Annotated in this window: 16 protein-coding genes; 7 read left to right on the top strand and 9 right to left on the bottom strand. The window is 63.8% G+C overall.

Annotated features, from left to right (window positions below):
* Positions 1-69 precede the first annotated feature (69 nt).
* On the bottom strand, positions 70-915 hold the full coding sequence (locus OKC41_RS11045; RefSeq protein WP_042864350.1) for a lytic transglycosylase domain-containing protein: 846 nt from the start codon (positions 913-915) through the stop codon (positions 70-72).
* Positions 916-1226: 311 nt separating this feature from the next.
* Between OKC41_RS11045 and OKC41_RS11040 the strand changes: the two genes are divergently transcribed.
* The 3 genes from OKC41_RS11040 to OKC41_RS11030 are packed head-to-tail and all read left to right on the top strand — an operon-like array spanning position 1227 to position 4004.
* Positions 1227-1967, top strand: coding sequence for a glycosyltransferase family 2 protein (locus tag OKC41_RS11040; RefSeq protein WP_124813446.1), 741 nt, complete (start codon positions 1227-1229; stop codon positions 1965-1967).
* Complete coding sequence (locus tag OKC41_RS11035; protein ID WP_010673219.1) at positions 1967-2326, top strand: lipid-A-disaccharide synthase N-terminal domain-containing protein; 360 nt, start codon at positions 1967-1969, stop codon at positions 2324-2326. The genes OKC41_RS11040 and OKC41_RS11035 overlap by 1 nt, the downstream gene beginning before the upstream one ends.
* The gene (locus OKC41_RS11030; protein ID WP_201894536.1) at positions 2316-4004 is read left to right on the top strand and encodes a glycosyltransferase family 39 protein; all 1689 of its coding nucleotides are present in this window, start codon (positions 2316-2318) and stop codon (positions 4002-4004) included. Before OKC41_RS11035 ends, OKC41_RS11030 begins: the two co-directional genes overlap by 11 nt.
* A 42-nt stretch (positions 4005-4046) precedes the next feature.
* Here the strand turns inward: OKC41_RS11030 and OKC41_RS11025 are convergent, their stop codons facing one another.
* A complete protein-coding gene (locus tag OKC41_RS11025) occupies positions 4047-5045 on the bottom strand; it encodes an NAD-dependent epimerase (RefSeq protein ID WP_201894535.1) in 999 nt (332 codons plus the stop codon).
* Entirely contained in the window at positions 5042-6391 is a 1350-nt protein-coding gene (locus OKC41_RS11020; protein WP_201894534.1) for a UDP-glucose/GDP-mannose dehydrogenase family protein, read from the bottom strand. The genes OKC41_RS11025 and OKC41_RS11020 overlap by 4 nt, the downstream gene beginning before the upstream one ends.
* 292 nt (positions 6392-6683) lie before the next feature.
* Here OKC41_RS11020 and OKC41_RS11015 point away from each other — a divergent pair, with 292 nt between their 5' ends.
* The gene (locus tag OKC41_RS11015; protein WP_010673223.1) at positions 6684-7292 is read left to right on the top strand and encodes a YitT family protein; all 609 of its coding nucleotides are present in this window, start codon (positions 6684-6686) and stop codon (positions 7290-7292) included.
* Between the two features lie 97 nt (positions 7293-7389).
* On the opposite strand, the gene OKC41_RS11010 is transcribed toward OKC41_RS11015, so the two are convergent.
* From OKC41_RS11010 to OKC41_RS11000, 3 genes are read right to left on the bottom strand one after another with little or no spacing between them, the layout of a single operon-like run.
* Positions 7390-8181, bottom strand: a complete 792-nt coding sequence (locus tag OKC41_RS11010) for a heme ABC transporter ATP-binding protein (protein WP_042016790.1) — start codon at positions 8179-8181, stop codon at positions 7390-7392.
* 15 nt (positions 8182-8196) lie between these two features.
* The gene (locus OKC41_RS11005) at positions 8197-9228 is read right to left on the bottom strand and encodes an iron ABC transporter permease (protein WP_039040072.1); all 1032 of its coding nucleotides are present in this window, start codon (positions 9226-9228) and stop codon (positions 8197-8199) included.
* Positions 9225-10070, bottom strand: coding sequence for a hemin ABC transporter substrate-binding protein (locus tag OKC41_RS11000; RefSeq protein ID WP_103260746.1), 846 nt, complete (start codon positions 10068-10070; stop codon positions 9225-9227). The genes OKC41_RS11005 and OKC41_RS11000 overlap by 4 nt, the downstream gene beginning before the upstream one ends.
* A gap of 167 nt (positions 10071-10237) precedes the next feature.
* Here OKC41_RS11000 and hutX point away from each other — a divergent pair, with 167 nt between their 5' ends.
* Together hutX and hutZ are read left to right on the top strand one after the other, a co-directional pair.
* A complete protein-coding gene (hutX, locus tag OKC41_RS10995; RefSeq protein ID WP_041214612.1) occupies positions 10238-10750 on the top strand; it encodes a heme utilization cystosolic carrier protein HutX in 513 nt (170 codons plus the stop codon).
* Positions 10747-11304, top strand: a complete 558-nt coding sequence (gene hutZ, locus OKC41_RS10990; RefSeq protein ID WP_010673228.1) for a heme utilization protein HutZ — start codon at positions 10747-10749, stop codon at positions 11302-11304. Before hutX ends, hutZ begins: the two co-directional genes overlap by 4 nt.
* Positions 11305-11369: 65 nt before the next feature.
* Here the strand turns inward: hutZ and OKC41_RS10985 are convergent, their stop codons facing one another.
* Genes OKC41_RS10985 through OKC41_RS10975 form a run of 3 tightly spaced genes read right to left on the bottom strand, consistent with a single transcriptional unit; the run spans position 11370 to position 13351 of the window.
* The gene (locus OKC41_RS10985) at positions 11370-11777 is read right to left on the bottom strand and encodes a hypothetical protein (protein WP_010673229.1); all 408 of its coding nucleotides are present in this window, start codon (positions 11775-11777) and stop codon (positions 11370-11372) included.
* Between the two features lie 39 nt (positions 11778-11816).
* The gene (locus tag OKC41_RS10980; protein ID WP_039040040.1) at positions 11817-12368 is read right to left on the bottom strand and encodes a cysteine hydrolase family protein; all 552 of its coding nucleotides are present in this window, start codon (positions 12366-12368) and stop codon (positions 11817-11819) included.
* Positions 12369-12382: 14 nt separating this feature from the next.
* On the bottom strand, positions 12383-13351 hold the full coding sequence (locus OKC41_RS10975; protein ID WP_201894533.1) for a ChaN family lipoprotein: 969 nt from the start codon (positions 13349-13351) through the stop codon (positions 12383-12385).
* Between the two features lie 196 nt (positions 13352-13547).
* Here OKC41_RS10975 and OKC41_RS10970 point away from each other — a divergent pair, with 196 nt between their 5' ends.
* The gene (locus OKC41_RS10970) at positions 13548-15641 is read left to right on the top strand and encodes a TonB-dependent hemoglobin/transferrin/lactoferrin family receptor (RefSeq protein WP_042881282.1); all 2094 of its coding nucleotides are present in this window, start codon (positions 13548-13550) and stop codon (positions 15639-15641) included.
* The last annotated feature ends 256 nt before the right edge of the window (positions 15642-15897 follow it).

Raw genomic sequence — 15897 nt, 5'->3', positions numbered from 1 at the left:
GCGGCAAAGCCGGGCGCCGCAGGCCGGGACGGCCGACAGGCGCGAGGGAAGAGGGGCAACCGGGCAAGCTCAGCGCGGTGAGCTGCGGCGGGCCGGTTTGTCAGGATCCTGCCCCGAGTAGTAGAGCACCCGCTGCACATACTCCTGGGTTTCCTGATAGGGCGGCACACCGCCGTGGCGCAGCACGGCCTGCTCCCCGGCGTTGTAGGCGGCGCTGATCCTCACCCAGTCCGGACCGAACTGCTTCTCCAGCCACTTCAGGTAGATCATGGCGCCACGGATGTTCTGCTGGGCATCGAACGGCCGGGTCACGCCGAAGCGGGCCTGGGTTTCGGGAATGAGCTGCATGACGCCCTGCGCCTGCTTGGGGGAGACGGCGGTACTGTTCAGATTGGATTCGGCGATGGCGATGGCCAGGGCGAGCTGGGGGTCCACTTTGTGACGCTGGGCGGCCTGGCGGATCATGACGGCCAGCTTTTGCTTGGCCTGTGACTGTCTGGCCAGGTAGCGCTCCTGATCGAAGGGGGTGCTGGGGCGTACCCAGGGAGCACCACCGCCACCGCCTCCGATGCCGCAAGTACCCAGGGGGGCATTGCCGACCCGCTCGTTGTAGTAACGGGCGGCCTGCTGGTTGCCAAGGCGCATGGCCATGGCCAGGTAGGCGTTGGCGCTGCGGGCATTGCGGATCCCCTGGGGACCGCGGGCCAGCAGGCGGCCGATGCGGTAATAGGCTTCCGGGTTGCCAAGGTTGGCGGCGGTGCAGTAGTGGGCGATGGCCTGCCGCGGGTTTCCCTGTTCCATGGCGGCACCCTGACGCAGCGCGCTCATGGCCTTGGGGGCCTGACGAAAGGGATCTGCGTGGGAAGTGGTGGCGAGCAGTATCAGGAGTCCCCAGCCCCAGAGTCGTTTTTTCATGGAAACCTCGTCGTTGGTATCCGCAACATATAGGCCCGATCCGGGGAGGGACGCCAGCCAGCAGATGGAACATCTGGTTATGTGGGTGAGCGGCAGAGATGAAAACGGTATGGAACTTTTGGTGCAGGGGAGGAGCGGCAGGCTCCTGGAATAGTGACTGCTTTGATAGATTTGTTAATTGAAGTTCAATATGCTGACACAGTTGTTTTCTAACGCCTTGTATTTGCATGATGTCAGCCAGGCCATCAATGCAATGTCGTCGGGTCTGCCGGGTGAATCGATAGCGCCTCTGATGAGGGCAGGATGTGCATATGGTCGAATCGGTCGATATCTCTGTCGTGGTGCCTGCCAAGGATGAGCGGGATAATCTGGCCCCGCTTGTCGGCGAAATAGATGCCGCCCTTGGGGGCAGGTTCGAGTACGAACTGATCTATGTGGACGATGGCAGTGTGGACGACAGCCATGTGGTACTGCGCGATTTGCAGACGCGTTTCCCCAGGCTGAAGGTGCTACGCCATGTCCATGCCGTGGGCCAGAGCATGGCGGTGCTGAGCGGAGTGCGCCACGGGCGTGGCGACTGGCTGGTGGTACTTGACGGCGATGGTCAGAACGATCCCGCCGACATCCCCGCCATGCTGGAGGAGGCGATGCGCCGCTACCAGAGCGATCCATACCAGGTGGGCCTCATCGGCCACCGGGTCAACCGCCGTGACGACTGGGTCAAGCGCCTCTCTTCAAAGCTGGCCAACGGCTTTCGCGACCTGCTGCTGCGCGACGGCATTCCGGATACCGGCTGCGGGCTCAAGGTAGTGCGTCGTGACTGGTATCTGAAACTGCCCGCCTTCAATCACATGCACCGCTACATCCCCGCGCTGATCCAGGCACAAGGGGGGCGCATGGCGCCCTGGCCGGTCAACCACAGGCCACGCCAGGCGGGCATCTCCAAATACGGGGTCTGGAACCGGCTCTGGGTCGGGCTGGTGGACGTGGTCGGGGTCTGGTGGTTGCAGCGCCGATCCAAGGTGGTTGAAATCCGGGAGATGCTGGAGTGATGGACGCCTGGCTGTCTGCCCCCATCGACTGGCTGGACTGGACCGGGGTGCATGTCACCGGCTGGAAGCTGATTGGCTACACGGGGGCGCTGATGTTCGGCGGACGCTGGCTGGTGCAGTTTCTGGCGTCCAGGCGGGCGGGACGACCCGTCATCCCGCGCCTGTTCTGGTACATGAGCGTGCTCGGCAGCCTGATGACGCTCAGTTACTTCACCTTCTCTCCCAAGCAGGACTCCGTCGGCGTGCTGCAAAACCTCTTCCCCACCTTCACCGCGCTCTACAGCCTCTATCTCGATATCCAGCATCGGGGCTGGCGGCGGGACAAGGCAGTGACCGGGGAGGCCCGTCATGGTGAGTGATCGCACCCTGCTCAATCAGACGTCCCTTGGCTGGTTGCTGCTGATCGCGCTGGTGGTGCTGGGGGCCGGGCTGGGTCTGCGGGATCCCTGGCCAGCGGACGAGCCGCGCTTCGCCCTGATCGCCCGGGAGATGGTGGAGAGCGGCCAGTGGCTCTTCCCCATGCGTGGCGGGGAGCTCTATCCGGACAAGCCGCCGCTGTTTATGTGGGGGATCGCGATCGGTTATGTGTTGACTGGCTCCATCAAGGTGGCCTTTCTGCTGCCCTCCCTGCTGTCTGGCTTGCTGACCATCTTGCTGGTGTGGGATCTGGGGCGCCGCCTGTGGGATCCGGCGACGGGATTTCTGGCGGGCTTGCTGCTGCTCTTTACCGTCCAGTTCACCCTGCAGGCCAAGACGGCGCAGATCGACGGCCTGGTCACCTTCTTCATCACCCTCGGTCTCTATGGTTTTCTGCGCTTCCTCCTCTGCGGTGGCGGGTGGCGCTGGTACTGGCTCGGCTGGTTTGCCGCTGGGCTTGGCGTCATCACCAAGGGGGTGGGAGTACTGGCCCTGCTGGTGCTGCTTCCCGCGCTCTGGACCCACAGGGTACAAATCCGCGCCGCGCCGTTGTCAGCCTGGCTGAAGGCCCTGCTCGGACCGCTGGCCATGGCCCTGGCGATGGGCCTCTGGCTGGTCCCCATGCTGGAGGCCGTGACCCGAAGCGGAGATCCCCTCCTGCTGACCTACAGAGACAACATACTGCTGCGCCAGACGGTGACTCGCTATACCAGCGCCTGGCACCACGTCAAACCCTTCTGGTACTACATCACCTCGGTGATCCCGCCGTTCTGGCTGCCGCTCTCCCTGCTGCTGCCCTGGCTTGTGGTGGCCTGGCGGCGCGCCATCCGGGCGCAGGACAGGCGTATCCTGCTGCTGCTGGGTTATCTGGTGCTGGTGGTGCTGTTTTTCTCCTGCTCGCCGGGCAAGCGGGGCGTCTACATCACACCCGGTACGCCCGCCCTGGCGCTCCTTACCGCACCCTTCATCGGCACCCTGCTGGTCCGGGTCTGGCCGGGGCGACTGCTGGCCGGGCTCGGCTGGCTGCTGGGGGGGGCAGGGCTGGTGGGGGCTCTGGTGCTGGCATTTAGCGACAGAGTGGCCAGCCGTCTGGGTGAACTGGGGCCGGATCCCTGGCTTCCCCTGCTGGTGCTGGGGGGATCCTTGCTGCTGATCAATGCCTGGCTTCGCCGGGCGCCACTGACCGCCATTCTCAGCTCCCTGGCAGTGGGGTGGCTGATCTACTCCTGCTGGATCAGCGTGCGCCTCAACGAGGTGCGCACCCCTCAGGCAGTCATGGCATTGGCGGCGCAGAAGGTGCCTGTGGGGGATGAACTGCTGCTGGCGGGCTTCAAGGAGCAGCATCTGCTGTTTAGCCTGCAACCAGTGAAACATTACCCTTATCTGATGGGAGACGGGGAGCAGGCCCGGGAAGCTGCCGCCTGGATAGGGGCTGCCCCCGGGCGCTGGGTACTGGGGAGCGCCGACCTGATGGTGAGGTGTTTTGACCCCGCGAAGATGGAAAACCTCGGCAACCGTCACCGCACCGACTGGCTGCTGGCAGGCCCGCAGGCCCTCAAACCCGCCTGTCGTGGGCTCTCCCCCACCATGGTGCCCTTCAGCTATACCCCTTCATCCTGAGCGCAGGGTCGCGAGCCAGGGGACCCTGCCACCTCGCCTGGCTCAGACCCGGTAGTAGTCCCGATACCAGCGGACAAAGCTGTCTACCCCTTCCTTGAGCCCGATACGGGGGCGATAGCCCGTGGCGTCGAACAGCGAGCGGGTGTCGGCCCAGGTGGCGAGCACGTCGCCGGGCTGCATGGGCAGCATGTTGCGGATGGCCCGTTTGCCGAGGGCCGACTCGATGGCATTCACGAAGTCCAGCAGCCTGACCGGGCTGCCGTTGCCGATGTTGAAGAGGCGATAGGGGGCCGGGCTGGCATCCGGGGCCCCCTGCCAGTGGGCATCGCCCGCGGGGGGGCTGTCTGAGATGCGCACTATCCCCTCGACGATGTCGTCGACATGGGTGAAATCCCGGCTGAGCTGGCCCTGGTTGTAGAGGTCGATGGGGTCGCCGTTCAGGATGGCGTGCACGAACTTGAACAGGGCCATGTCGGGCCGACCCCAGGGGCCGTAGACGGTGAAAAAGCGCAGCCCGGTGGTGGGCAGGCCGTAGAGATGGGAGTAGGAGTGGGCCATCAGCTCCCCCGCCCTCTTGCTCGCCGCATAGAGGGAGACGGGATGATCCGCCCCATCGGACGGTTTGAACGGCATCTGTTCGTTCAGCCCGTAGACCGAGCTGGAGGAGGCATAGACCAGATGCTGCACCCGGGTCTGGCGACATCCCTCCAGCACGGTGAGGTGGCCGGTGAGGTTGCTGTCGGCATAGGCGAAGGGGTTGTCCAGGGAGTAGCGCACCCCGGCCTGGGCCCCCAGATGGATCACCCGGTCAAACTGCTCGCGGGCAAAGAGCGAAGCCATGGCCGCGCGGTCCGCGAGATCGGTGCGCTCGAAGCGAAAGCCGGGCAGGGGCGTGAGCAGGGCGAGGCGCGCCTCCTTGAGACTCACCGCGTAGTAGTCGTTGAGGTTGTCTATCCCCACCACCTGATGGCCGTCGCCACAGAGCCTGCACGCCACATGAAATCCGATAAACCCGGCGGCGCCGGTGACGAGGTACTTCATCGCTCCTCCTGATGAGCCAGGCTGTCGCCACGGCCGATGGCATAGTAGGTGAAACCGCGCTGGCGCAGACGGGCCGGATCATAGAGGTTGCGGCCGTCGAAGATGATGGCCTGCTTCAGGGTCTGGCGAAGCAGGTCGAAATCCGGTGCGCGGAACTGTTGCCACTCGGTGCAGACGAGCAGGGCATCGGCCCCCTGAAGGGCGGCTTCCTGGGTGTCGCACAGGATCAAATCTGCCCGCTGGCCATAGAGGCGGGCGGCCTCGGTCATGGCCTCGGGGTCGAACGCCTGCACCTGGCCTCCTGCCGCCCAGATCGCCTCCATCAGCACCCTGCTCGGGGCTTCGCGCATGTCGTCGGTATTGGGCTTGAAGGCGAGTCCCCATAACGCGAAGGTGCGCCCCGACAGACTGGGGCCAAAATGGTGGTGCAGCCGGGTCATGAGCCTGTGCTTCTGCGCCTCGTTGACCCGCTCCACCGAGCGCAGCAGGGGGGTCTCGCACCCCGCCTCCTTCGCGGTGTGGATCAGCGCCCTGACATCCTTGGGGAAGCAGGAGCCGCCATAACCGCAGCCCGGGTAGATGAAGTGGTGGCCGATGCGCGGATCGGCACCGATACCCTTGCGCACCTCCTCGATATCGGCGCCCAGGGCTTCGGCCAGGGTGGCCATCTCGTTCATGAAGGAGATGCGGGTCGCCAGCATGGCGTTGGCGGCGTACTTGGTCAGTTCGGCGCTGCGTGCATCCATCCGCAGGATGCGGTCTCGCTTGCGGTTGAAGGGGGCGTAGAGCTCCTCCAGCAGGGAGAAGGCGTGATCGGAGTCGGTGCCGATGATGATGCGATCCGGCCGCAGGCAGTCGGCGACGGCGGCGCCCTCCTTGAGAAATTCGGGGTTGGAGACCACGTCGAGCGGAAGGTCGAGACCACGGTCGGCGAGGCGCTCCGCAATGTGTCGCCGTACCCGGCTGGCGGTGCCGACAGGCACAGTGCTCTTGTTGACCACCACCTTGCCCCCTTGCATCAGGCGGCCTATGGTGTCCGCCACCGTCATCACCTGATGGAGGTCGGCGGACCCGTCCTCGTCCGGCGGCGTTCCGACCGCGATGAAGATAAGCTCGGCAAACTCCACCGCCCGGGCCGGGTCTGTGGTGAAGATCAGGCGACCGGCCTGATGGTTGCGCTGCACCAGAGGGGCGAGGCCGGGCTCGAAGAGGGGAATGCGCCCCTCTTTCAGGCCCGCGACCTTGTCGGCATCCACATCCACGCAGGCCACCTTGTGACCCATCTCGGCCAGTACGGCGGCCTGAACCAACCCGACATAACCTATTCCGAATACGGTGACTCTCATCCGCTGTTGTTCCGCTGGCAGTGACAAGCGACTCATTCTAGAACGATTCGGGCGCGGGGGCAGCGGCCCGTTTCAGGTTTTTCAGCATCAGGCCGGCGGTGAGTGTGGGACATTTTGGTGCAAGGATTGTAACGCCTGGATGACGCGCACCATTTTGGCGCGTGAAGGGCGGGACTTGTGATCCATCTCACTCAAATTGGAGACTGTCGGCATAACGAAGCCCCGGTTAACGGGGCTCGCTCCGCCCGACGGGCGGCCAACACTCTCTTGCTTCGCGACTGGATACCTGGTTATGGACAACACTTCACGCTCTGCGCACCCGCTCTATGAGGATGTGCTCGCCTTGCTGACCGCAGCAGGCTTCGTTTCCCTCGGCATCTTCCTGTTCCATCAGGTCGGCCTGCTCACCGGTGGCACCGCCGGCCTGGCGCTGCTGCTGCAACAGGTGACCGGCATCAGCTTCGGCCTGCTGTTCTTCGCCATGAACCTGCCTTTCTATGCCCTGGCCTGGCTCAGAATGGGGCCGCGCTTCACCCTCAATACCTTTGCCGCCGTGGCCACCGTCTCCTTCATGACGGATCACCTCAACGCCGTGCTGCAAATCGGCAAGATCGAACCCGTCTATGCGGCGCTGATCGGCGGCACCCTGATCGGCATGGGGCTGCTCATCATGTTCCGCCACAAGGCGAGCCTGGGGGGCTTCAACATTCTGGCGCTCTTCATTCAGGACAGATGGGGTGTGCGGGCAGGCAAGCTGCAAATGGGGCTGGATTGCGCCATCGTGGTCGCCTCTTTCTTCGTGGTCTCCCCCTGGCTGCTGGTGCTTTCCGTGGTGGCAGCCATCATCTGTAATCTGGTGTTGACACTCAATCACAAGCCGGGGCGCTACCAGATAGCCTGATGTGCCCAGGGAAGTTGCCCTGCAGGTCAGCCCAAGGCTGAACACCGAAAAAAGACAGAGCGCCTGATGGCGCTCTGTTGTTATCTGCCCCCGGGTGTCACACCACCATGGGGACGCCGCTCTCGGGGTGGTGGATCACCTGTGCGGGGTAGTCGTAGAGGCGCGCGATGAGCGCCGGGGTCAGCACCTCGCCTGCGCTGCCGTCAGCCATCAGCCTGCCCTGCTCCAGCATCACCAGCCTATCGGCGTAGCGGGCGGCCAGATTGAGGTCGTGCAACACCACCAGCACGGCGGTGTTGCGACCGGCCAGCGCCCGGGCCATGGCGAGCAACTGGTGCTGGTATTTGAGATCCAGCGCCGAGGTGGGCTCGTCCAGCAGCAGCAGCCGCGCTTGCTGCGGTTCCTCCGGGGCCTGCCAGATCTGGGCCAGCACCCGGGCGAACTGCACCCGTTGACGCTCCCCGCCGGAGAGGCCGGGATAGAGGCGGTTCGCCAGATGGTCGACCCCGGCGTGGGTCATGGCGGCGCGGACTATCTCGTCGCGCCGGCTGGCAGGCTCGCTGTGGGGCAGCCGGCCCATGGCCACCACCTCTTCGCACAGGAAGGGGAAGCTCAAGGAGGAGCTTTGCGGCAGCACACCGACCCGGTGGGCCAGAGCGTTGTCGGCCCACCCCCTGCGGGTCTGGCCGAACAGGTGGATCTCCCCTTCATGTTCCAGCTCGCCGGTCAGGCACTTGAGCAGTGAGCTTTTGCCCGCCCCGTTGGGGCCGAGCAGGGCGGTCAGGCTGCCGGCATGCAGGTCGAGATCCAGGCTGTCCAGGATAAGTCGGTTGCCACGACTGAGGCGAAGGCCCCGGCAACTGAGCAGGGGGGAGGGGGATCCGGGCAAGGTGGCGATCTCCTGTTACAGGGTTCGGCGGCTCTTGACCAAGAGCCAGATGAAGAAGGGGGCCCCCAGCAGGGCGGTGATGATGCCGACCGGCAGCTCGGCCGGTGCGAGCAGGGTACGCGCCAGCATGTCGGCCCCCAGCAGCAGGCCAGCCCCCAGCAGGGCAGACAGCGGCAACAGGCGGACATGGTTGGGTCCGGCCAGCAGCCGTACCAGATGGGGAACCACCAGGCCGACAAAGCCGATCATGCCGGCCACCGCCACCGCCACGCCGACACCGGCAGCGGTGAGCAGGATGAGGCGACGCTTCAGCGTCTGCACGTTCACCCCCAGATGCCGGGCCTCTCCCTCTCCCAGCAGCAGGGCGTTGAGGGGATTGGCATCGCGCATGAACAACAGCAGCAGGGCGGCCAGGGTCAGCAGCGCCAGCGTCACATCGACCGGCTTGCCTGCCGCCAGGGAGCCCATCTGCCACAGGCTCAGGTTGCGCAGCATCTGATCGTCCGCGAGATAGGTGAGCAGTCCGATGACGGCGCCGGAGAGCGCCGTGATGGCCACCCCGGCCAGCAGCATCACGGTGACCGAGGTGCCCCCTTCCCGGGTACCCAGCAGATAGACGAGGGTGGTGGTGAGGGCTCCGCCGAGAAAGGCGAGCAGGGGCAGCAACCCCAGGCCGAGCAGGCTCTGCAGGTGCGAGCCCAACGGGGCGAGCAACACGATGGCCAGGGCCGCGCCGAGTGCCGCCCCCCCCGACACCCCTATGATGCCGGGGTCTGCCAGGGGGTTGCGAAACAGTCCCTGCATCACGGCGCCGCAGAGGCCGAGAATGCCCCCCACGGCGATGCAGAGCAGGGTTCGTGGCAGACGGATCTCCTGCACGATCAATAATTTGTGAGCCTCAATCCCGCTCTGTGGTCCGGCAAACAGGGCGCGCAGGCTCTCGCCAAGGGAGAGGGACATGGGGCCGGTCGCGAGGGACCCGACCAGCAGCAACGCCAGCGCGCAGCCGGTCAGGGCGAGCAGCCAGGGCAGTGGCAGGCGCATCAGGAACCCTGCTTGATCCACTGGGCGATCTGGTTCGCCTGTTGCAGGGAACGAAGGCTGAGCCCCCCTTGCAGGGCATGCCCGTCGATGGCGTGGATGGCCTTGTTCTTGCCTGCCGGGGTGGCTGACAGGGCGGGCACCTGGCTCAGGACGGCGTCGGGATCCTGATACTGCTGCCAGTCGCGGCCGCTCACCAGCACCAGATCAGGTTGCAGCTCGATGAGGGATTCGGTGGAAACGGGCTTGTAGTCGTGGAGCCCAGCCACCGGATTGACGCCGCCCGCCAGGGTGACGAGGGCGCTGGCGGTGGTGTTGCCGCCAGCGATGCTGGTGGGCTGACCCTTGTGCAGCAGCAGGAAGGCGACCTTGAGGGGCTTGTTCTGCTTCGCCTGCGCCGCCAGGGTGTCGCTTTGGGCGGCAATTTCCTCCTTGAGCTTGCTCCCTGCCGCCTGGTCACCCAGGAGATGGGCCAGGGTATCGATGCGCTCGTTGAGGTTGGCCAGCGTAGGGGCTGTGGCCATGACCTCGACCTTGACGTTGGCACGGCGCAACTGATCAAGCGTGCTGTTCGGGCCCATCTCGTCGCTGCCGACCACCAGGGTCGGAGAGAGGCTCAGGATCCCTTCGGCGGCGAGGGCACGGTGATAGCCGACCTTGGGCACGCCTCTGGGCTCCGGACTGCTGACATCGGTAGCGACCAGGCTCTGCTCGCCCCCCAGCGCCAGGATGAGTTCCGTGGTGGCCGGGCCTATGCTGACGATACGCTCCCCCGCCATGACGGATGGGGAAGAGAGGGAAAGGGCACAGCCGAGCAGGCTGAATGCGAGGGCAAAACGACGGCCCATGCGAACCTCCGAAGGGTGAATGAAATAGGGTTGCCGCCGAGAATATCAAGTCGTCCATCAAAATGCACTGAGAATGAAAGCGATTATCAATTGCGTTACTTGGGGCGCTTTATTACAGTATCCGCCGCGACACCGAGCACCATCGCCAGATCATCCAGGGAGAACCGATGAGCATTGCACAACGCATTCACGCGCTGCTGGAGCAAGACCCGAGCGCCCACCCGTCCACCCTCGCCACCGAGCTGGCCGTCAGCGAATGGGAGGTGGTACGCCATCTGCCTGCCGCCCTGATGACGCAAGTGCCGGCCGGGGAGGCCGAAGCCCTGCTGGCGGACCTGGCCAGCTGGGGTCAGGTGACCACCATCGTCGAATCCGATGGCTCTATCTTCGAGGTGAAGGCTCCCTTCCCCAAGGGCAAGAACGCGCGCGGCTACTACAACCTGATGGGGCGGGACGGGGAGCTGCACGGCCACCTCAAGCTCGACAACGTGGCAGGCATCGCCCTGGTCAGCAAGCTCTTCATGGGCAAGGAGGGGCACTCCTTCCAGTTCTTCGGCCACAGTGGCCGCTGCATTTTCAAGATCTACCTGGGCCGGGACGAGCAGCGTCAACTGCTGCCTGAGCAGGTGGAGCGTTTCATGGCCCTGCGCCGTCAGTATCAAGAGGAAGTGAAAGCATGAGTGAACGTCAGGAGCGCCTGCAAAACCGCCTGCAACCGGAGATCCGCGAGTTCCGCGACGGTTGCCGTACCCTGCAGCTCGCCACTGTGGATGGCGAAGGCAACCCCAATGCCAGCTATGCCCCCTTCGTGCTGCAGGAAGATGGATACTATGTGCTCATCTCCGAGATAGCTCGCCACGCCCGCAACCTGCAACAGGTGCCCAAGGTATCGCTGATGCTGATCGAGGACGAAACCGGTGCCCGCGAGCTGTTTGCCCGCAAGCGTCTGACCTTCGATGCGGTCGCCGAGGTGGTGGCGCGCGACGACGCACGCTGGGAGAAGGCCGTTGCGGCGCTGGAAGGGCGCTTCGGCGAGATCGTCAAAGGGCTCTCCAACCTCAAGGACTTCGTGCTGTTTCGGCTCAAGCCCGAGCAGGGACTGTTCGTCAAGGGATTCGGTCAGGCGTTCCGTGTCTCCGGCGACGAGCTGGTGGACTTCGTTCACCTGGTGGAAGGGCACAAACGCATCGACAATGGCGCCGAGCTGACCAGCCCGGCGGATGAACCCGTTTGAGGGGACAGTTAGCGAGATGAGAAAACGGGCAGCCTGGGCTGCCCGTTTTGTTGTTATGTCCCGGGTTACTCCTGCCAGCCTGCCTGGTTGGGGAAGGCATCGCGATCGGCCTGGCTGGCGCTCTCGTTGCATTCTCCGCGGATCTTCCAGGAGGTCTGGCTGAGGACGATATAGCCGCTTCGGCAATACTTGCGCGTGGCCAGCATCTGGGTGAGCTGCTCGTCCTGCAGGGCTTCCCGGCGTTCCAGCAGGCTCTTGTCGCGGCGGCTCAGCCGGTTGTCATCTCCCTCCTGCAACCGGGTGGGCAGGACGTCGAGAGGGGCGGCCTCGAAGGTGAAGCGCTTGCTCCCGTCGTCGCTGATATGGGTGTGGAACAGGGGGGCCGGGCCATCGGGTGCTGCCCCCGGCAAGCCGGAGCAGGCGGTGAGCGCCGGTAACAGCAGCGTGAGGGCAACGGCAGAGAGTAGACGCACACAAGACTCCAATCGGGTGTTCACATCAGGACGGGCAGCTTAACACGCCCGCTCGGGTTGAATGGTGGCCAGCAGCTCATCCGTCGTGAGCAGGGTCACGCTTCTGCCTTGAGGCAGGCTCAGATGCCGCCACATGAAGTGGTGGTGCTGGATGATCTGCTCCGCACTCAGGTGCGGCCTGTCCGCCGTGGTATGGGCGTCGGTCACCGCAAAGGCGTCAAAGCCCCTGGCGGCGGCGCTGCGCAACGTGGTATCGACGCAAAAGTCGGTGGCACAGCCGCAGATGAGCAGTCTGTCTACCGACTGCTCTGCCAGCAGGAAGCCGAGCTCGGTGTCGAGGAAGCTGTCACAGGCGGTCTTGCGCACCCGGCTGTCGTGGGGAGACGGGGCCAGATCGGCGTGCAGTTGCCAGCCCGCACTGCCAGGTTCCAGCTCGGAACCCGGTTCGTCGTGTTGCACATAGATGACCCGTCCGTGTTGGCCCCGCACGCGATCGGCCAGACGATTGATGTTGGCGATGACCTGGGCATCCTGATGGCGGGGGTTATCGAACAACCCCTGTTGCATGTCGATGACGAGTAACACATCCATATGAAATCCTTGGGCTATTTTGAGGGTTGCAACCATTGGCTGCAGTCACGGCTTCGGGATTGATGCAGTGCGCCCATATCTTGCTTCATTTCCTTTGCATTTAGCCAGCGTTCCGGCAGGGGAGCGATGTGGACCCTGACGTCTGCGTCTCTCCCGGGAGCTGTCTCGTCACCGGTTTGCGGCACGATGAGTGCCACCTTGAGTGCCGGATTGCGGCTGGCGATGCGACTGGCGATCCCGAGCCCCCCCTCCACGTGAAAGTTGCCTGCGATATGCATGATGCGCCTGCCGGGATGCTTGCCCAGATAATCCACCATGCTTTCGGCCATGGTGTCGTCCCAGCTGGTCTGGGCGGCGAAGCGACGGGCGTTGCCGTCCGCATCCCCATGGTGCATGGAAGCCATGAACTTCTGGCGGTAGCCGTCATCCCCCAGAGTCAGCTCGCGGGCAAGCTGGCTGCGGCGATTGGCTGGCAGTTTGTCGAGCCAGGCCGGTCCCTCCTGACCGACGCAGCTCACCAGGGGTTTGGGGGCATTGGCGGCGATCACTGGCAGGTGTTGCGCCTTGGCGAACTCCACCAGGGGGCGGTAATCACTCTGGTAGTTGGGCCAGGCATGGCCATCTCGAATGAGGGCCGATTCGCCGATGCGTCCGGCCAGGTAGGCATCCAGCACCGGCTGTTCGGCGCGGCTGAACTGCTCCATGGAGAGCACCAGGGCCCGGCCATCGGCTTGTGATATCTCGTCAAGCCCTGCCAGCAGACGTGCCTGCAACAGATGGATGGCCGGGTGAGTGTGAAGCTCCCCCACCAGCACGATGTCGGCATCCGCCACCCGGGCCACCGCCTGCTCGAAGGTCAACGCCTGCCCCTGGGCCGTATCGAGCCGTGCGTCATAGAGGGTCTCGGGTGGGGTGTTCTGCGGCGTGGTGGCACAGGCGACCAGCAGCAGGGGCAGGGCGAGCAGGGGGAGTCGTCGGATCATGGTTACTCACTCACGAAACAGGGGATGGGAAAAGGCTGCACCATGGGATGGCGGCATGGCGAGCGAAAAAGTGGCGCCAGTGTAAGGGGGAATGACGATAAAGTGAAATGAGAATGATTCACTTTATTATTGATCTTTGTCTCTGGCGGGGTAATATGCCTTCCGCTTGATAATAATTCTCAATAAGGACTTTGCAGTGGCGCACAACAACACCCCCTCCCTGATAGCCCTCGCCGTGGCGGCCGGGCTGATCTCCCCCGCTTTCGCCGCAGACAAGAAAGCCGATGAAGTCATGGTCGTCAGCGGCTCACGGATGGAACAGAAGCTGGAAGATGTTTCCGGTCCCATCGCTGTCATTACCTCGGAGCAGATTGAAGAGCAGGTCGTCAGCAACGTCGCCGATCTGTTCCGCTATGAGCCCGGGGTGAGCGTGCAGGGAGGCGCAGGAGATGCCCAGACCTTCACCATTCGCGGCATGAGCGAAAACCGGGTCAAGGTGGTGCAGGACGGTGTGCGCCAGAACGATGCCTACAAGAATGGCGGCGTGGGTCAGACCTACTTCGACACCGACATGATCAAGCAGGTGGAAGTGGCCAAAGGGCCGGCCTCCGCTGCTTACGGTTCCGATGCTCTGGGAGGCGTCATTGCCATCACCACCAAGGATGCTGGCGACTTCCTCAAGGGCCGCGACAGCTATCTGGATGCGACCACGGGTTATGCCTCCAGCAGCCACCAGAGAATGGCCGGCATTACGGGGGCGCTGCGCACCGGGGAAGTCGAGAACCTGCTGCGCTACACCTGGCGCGATGGCGGTGTCACCCAGAATTATGACGGCGACAAGAACGAGTTCGACATCGTCAGCCAGGCCGTGCTGTTCAAGAGCAAGTGGAATCTCTCCGATGATCAGTTCCTGAAACTGACGGTGGATTACTTCACCGAGGGGCAGGATCCGGATGCCATCGATCTGACCAAGGCGGGCTCCGTCTTCAACCAGCCCATTACCGACAAGGAGACCGACAACCTCTCCCTGGTACTGGATCATGGCCTCGCCCTGAACGCCCCCTGGGCGGATCGCGTGGACAGCAAGATCTACTACAGCCGCGCCAAGCAGACCCTGGATCAGTACGCTTCGTCCAAGTATCCGGTCATGCCGGGCAACCCCTATGTGACCAAGAACTCCCTGGATCACAACGGTTTCGAGCAGGAGAGCCTGGGCGCCCAGGTGAAGTTCAACAAGGCGCTCGCCAGCCAGCGTCTGGCCTGGGGCCTGGAATACGAGCATACCGACAACGAGCGCACCCGCTTCAAGGGGCCGACCGTTCCGGGTGACTTCGTCGGCTACAACGAGCTGAGCTTCCCCTCCACCACCAGCGAGCGCAGTGCGCTCTGGGCCTTTGACGAGATCAAGTTCGGCGAGCGTTGGGTGCTGACCCCGGGCGTGCGTTACGACTACTACAAGATGACCCCGGACGAGGATCCCGCCTACACCGGCGAGAACATGAAGAAGATCTCCGAAGGGGAGTTCTCTCCCAAGCTGGGGCTGGTATTCAAGGCGCACGAGGCGGCGAACCTGTTCGCCCAGTACAGCCACGGCTTCAAGGCGCCCATGTATGACAACGCCTTCTCCACCCTGAACCACCAGGCGTATGGCTATCGCATCGAGCCCAACCCGAACCTCAAGCCAGAGAGCAGCGACGGCATCGATCTGGGGGTGCGCGGCAGCCGTGGCGGGTTCAGCTATGAAGTGGCCACCTTCTACAACAAGTTCGACGACTTCATCGAGCTGACGGCCGTGGGCACCGAAGGCCGTACCGCCCTCTATCAGTACCAGAACCTGGACAAGGCGACCACCAAGGGGGCCGAGGCCAAGGCGGACTACTGGTTGAACGAGCTGGTCAACGTCTGGGGCAACCTGGCCTACATCGAGGGCAAGGATGGCGAGGGCAACTACATCAACAGCCTGAGCCCCCTGAACGGCAGCGTCGGGGTGCGTCTGGAGCAGCCGAACTGGAACATCAACACCGCATTGCGCTTTGCCGACGACATGGACAAGGTGGGCAAGGATGCGCGAGGCAACGACAACATCAAGAGCGCAGGCTGGGGCGTGGTGGATCTCTATGCCCAGTTCAAGCCGGTGCAGGACCTGCAGCTCAACGTGGGGGTGTTCAACCTGTTTGACAAGGAGTACGTGAGCTACGAAAGCATCACCGGCCTTGCCGCCACCGCGGATACCAGCAAGCAGACCGAGCCTGGCCGCAACCTCAGTGCACGGGTCAAGTACGTGTTCTGATGGTCGTCGACCAGCATGAAGGAAAAGGGGCCCTCGGGCCCCTTTTGTCATGAAGGTCGGCGTCTGCAAAAAAGAAACCCGCCAGGGGCGGGTGGAAGGATTGCAACACTCATCAGGAAGCGGTGTTACCCAATAGACAGGGGGATGTGACAAAGGTTCAACTTTATTGATATTTATGGTTTTTATCTGTCATGCCGCCTGGGGATCCCCGTCCCGAAATCGGTTATCATTTGTGCCCCTTGTCATGCAGCCCGAG

The sequence above is a fragment of the Aeromonas sp. QDB17 genome, from assembly GCF_027705305.1.
Classification (GTDB): domain Bacteria; phylum Pseudomonadota; class Gammaproteobacteria; order Enterobacterales; family Aeromonadaceae; genus Aeromonas; species Aeromonas caviae.
The sequence above is the reverse complement of the archived record's forward strand: the minus strand, read 5'-3'. Positions and strand labels throughout refer to the sequence as shown.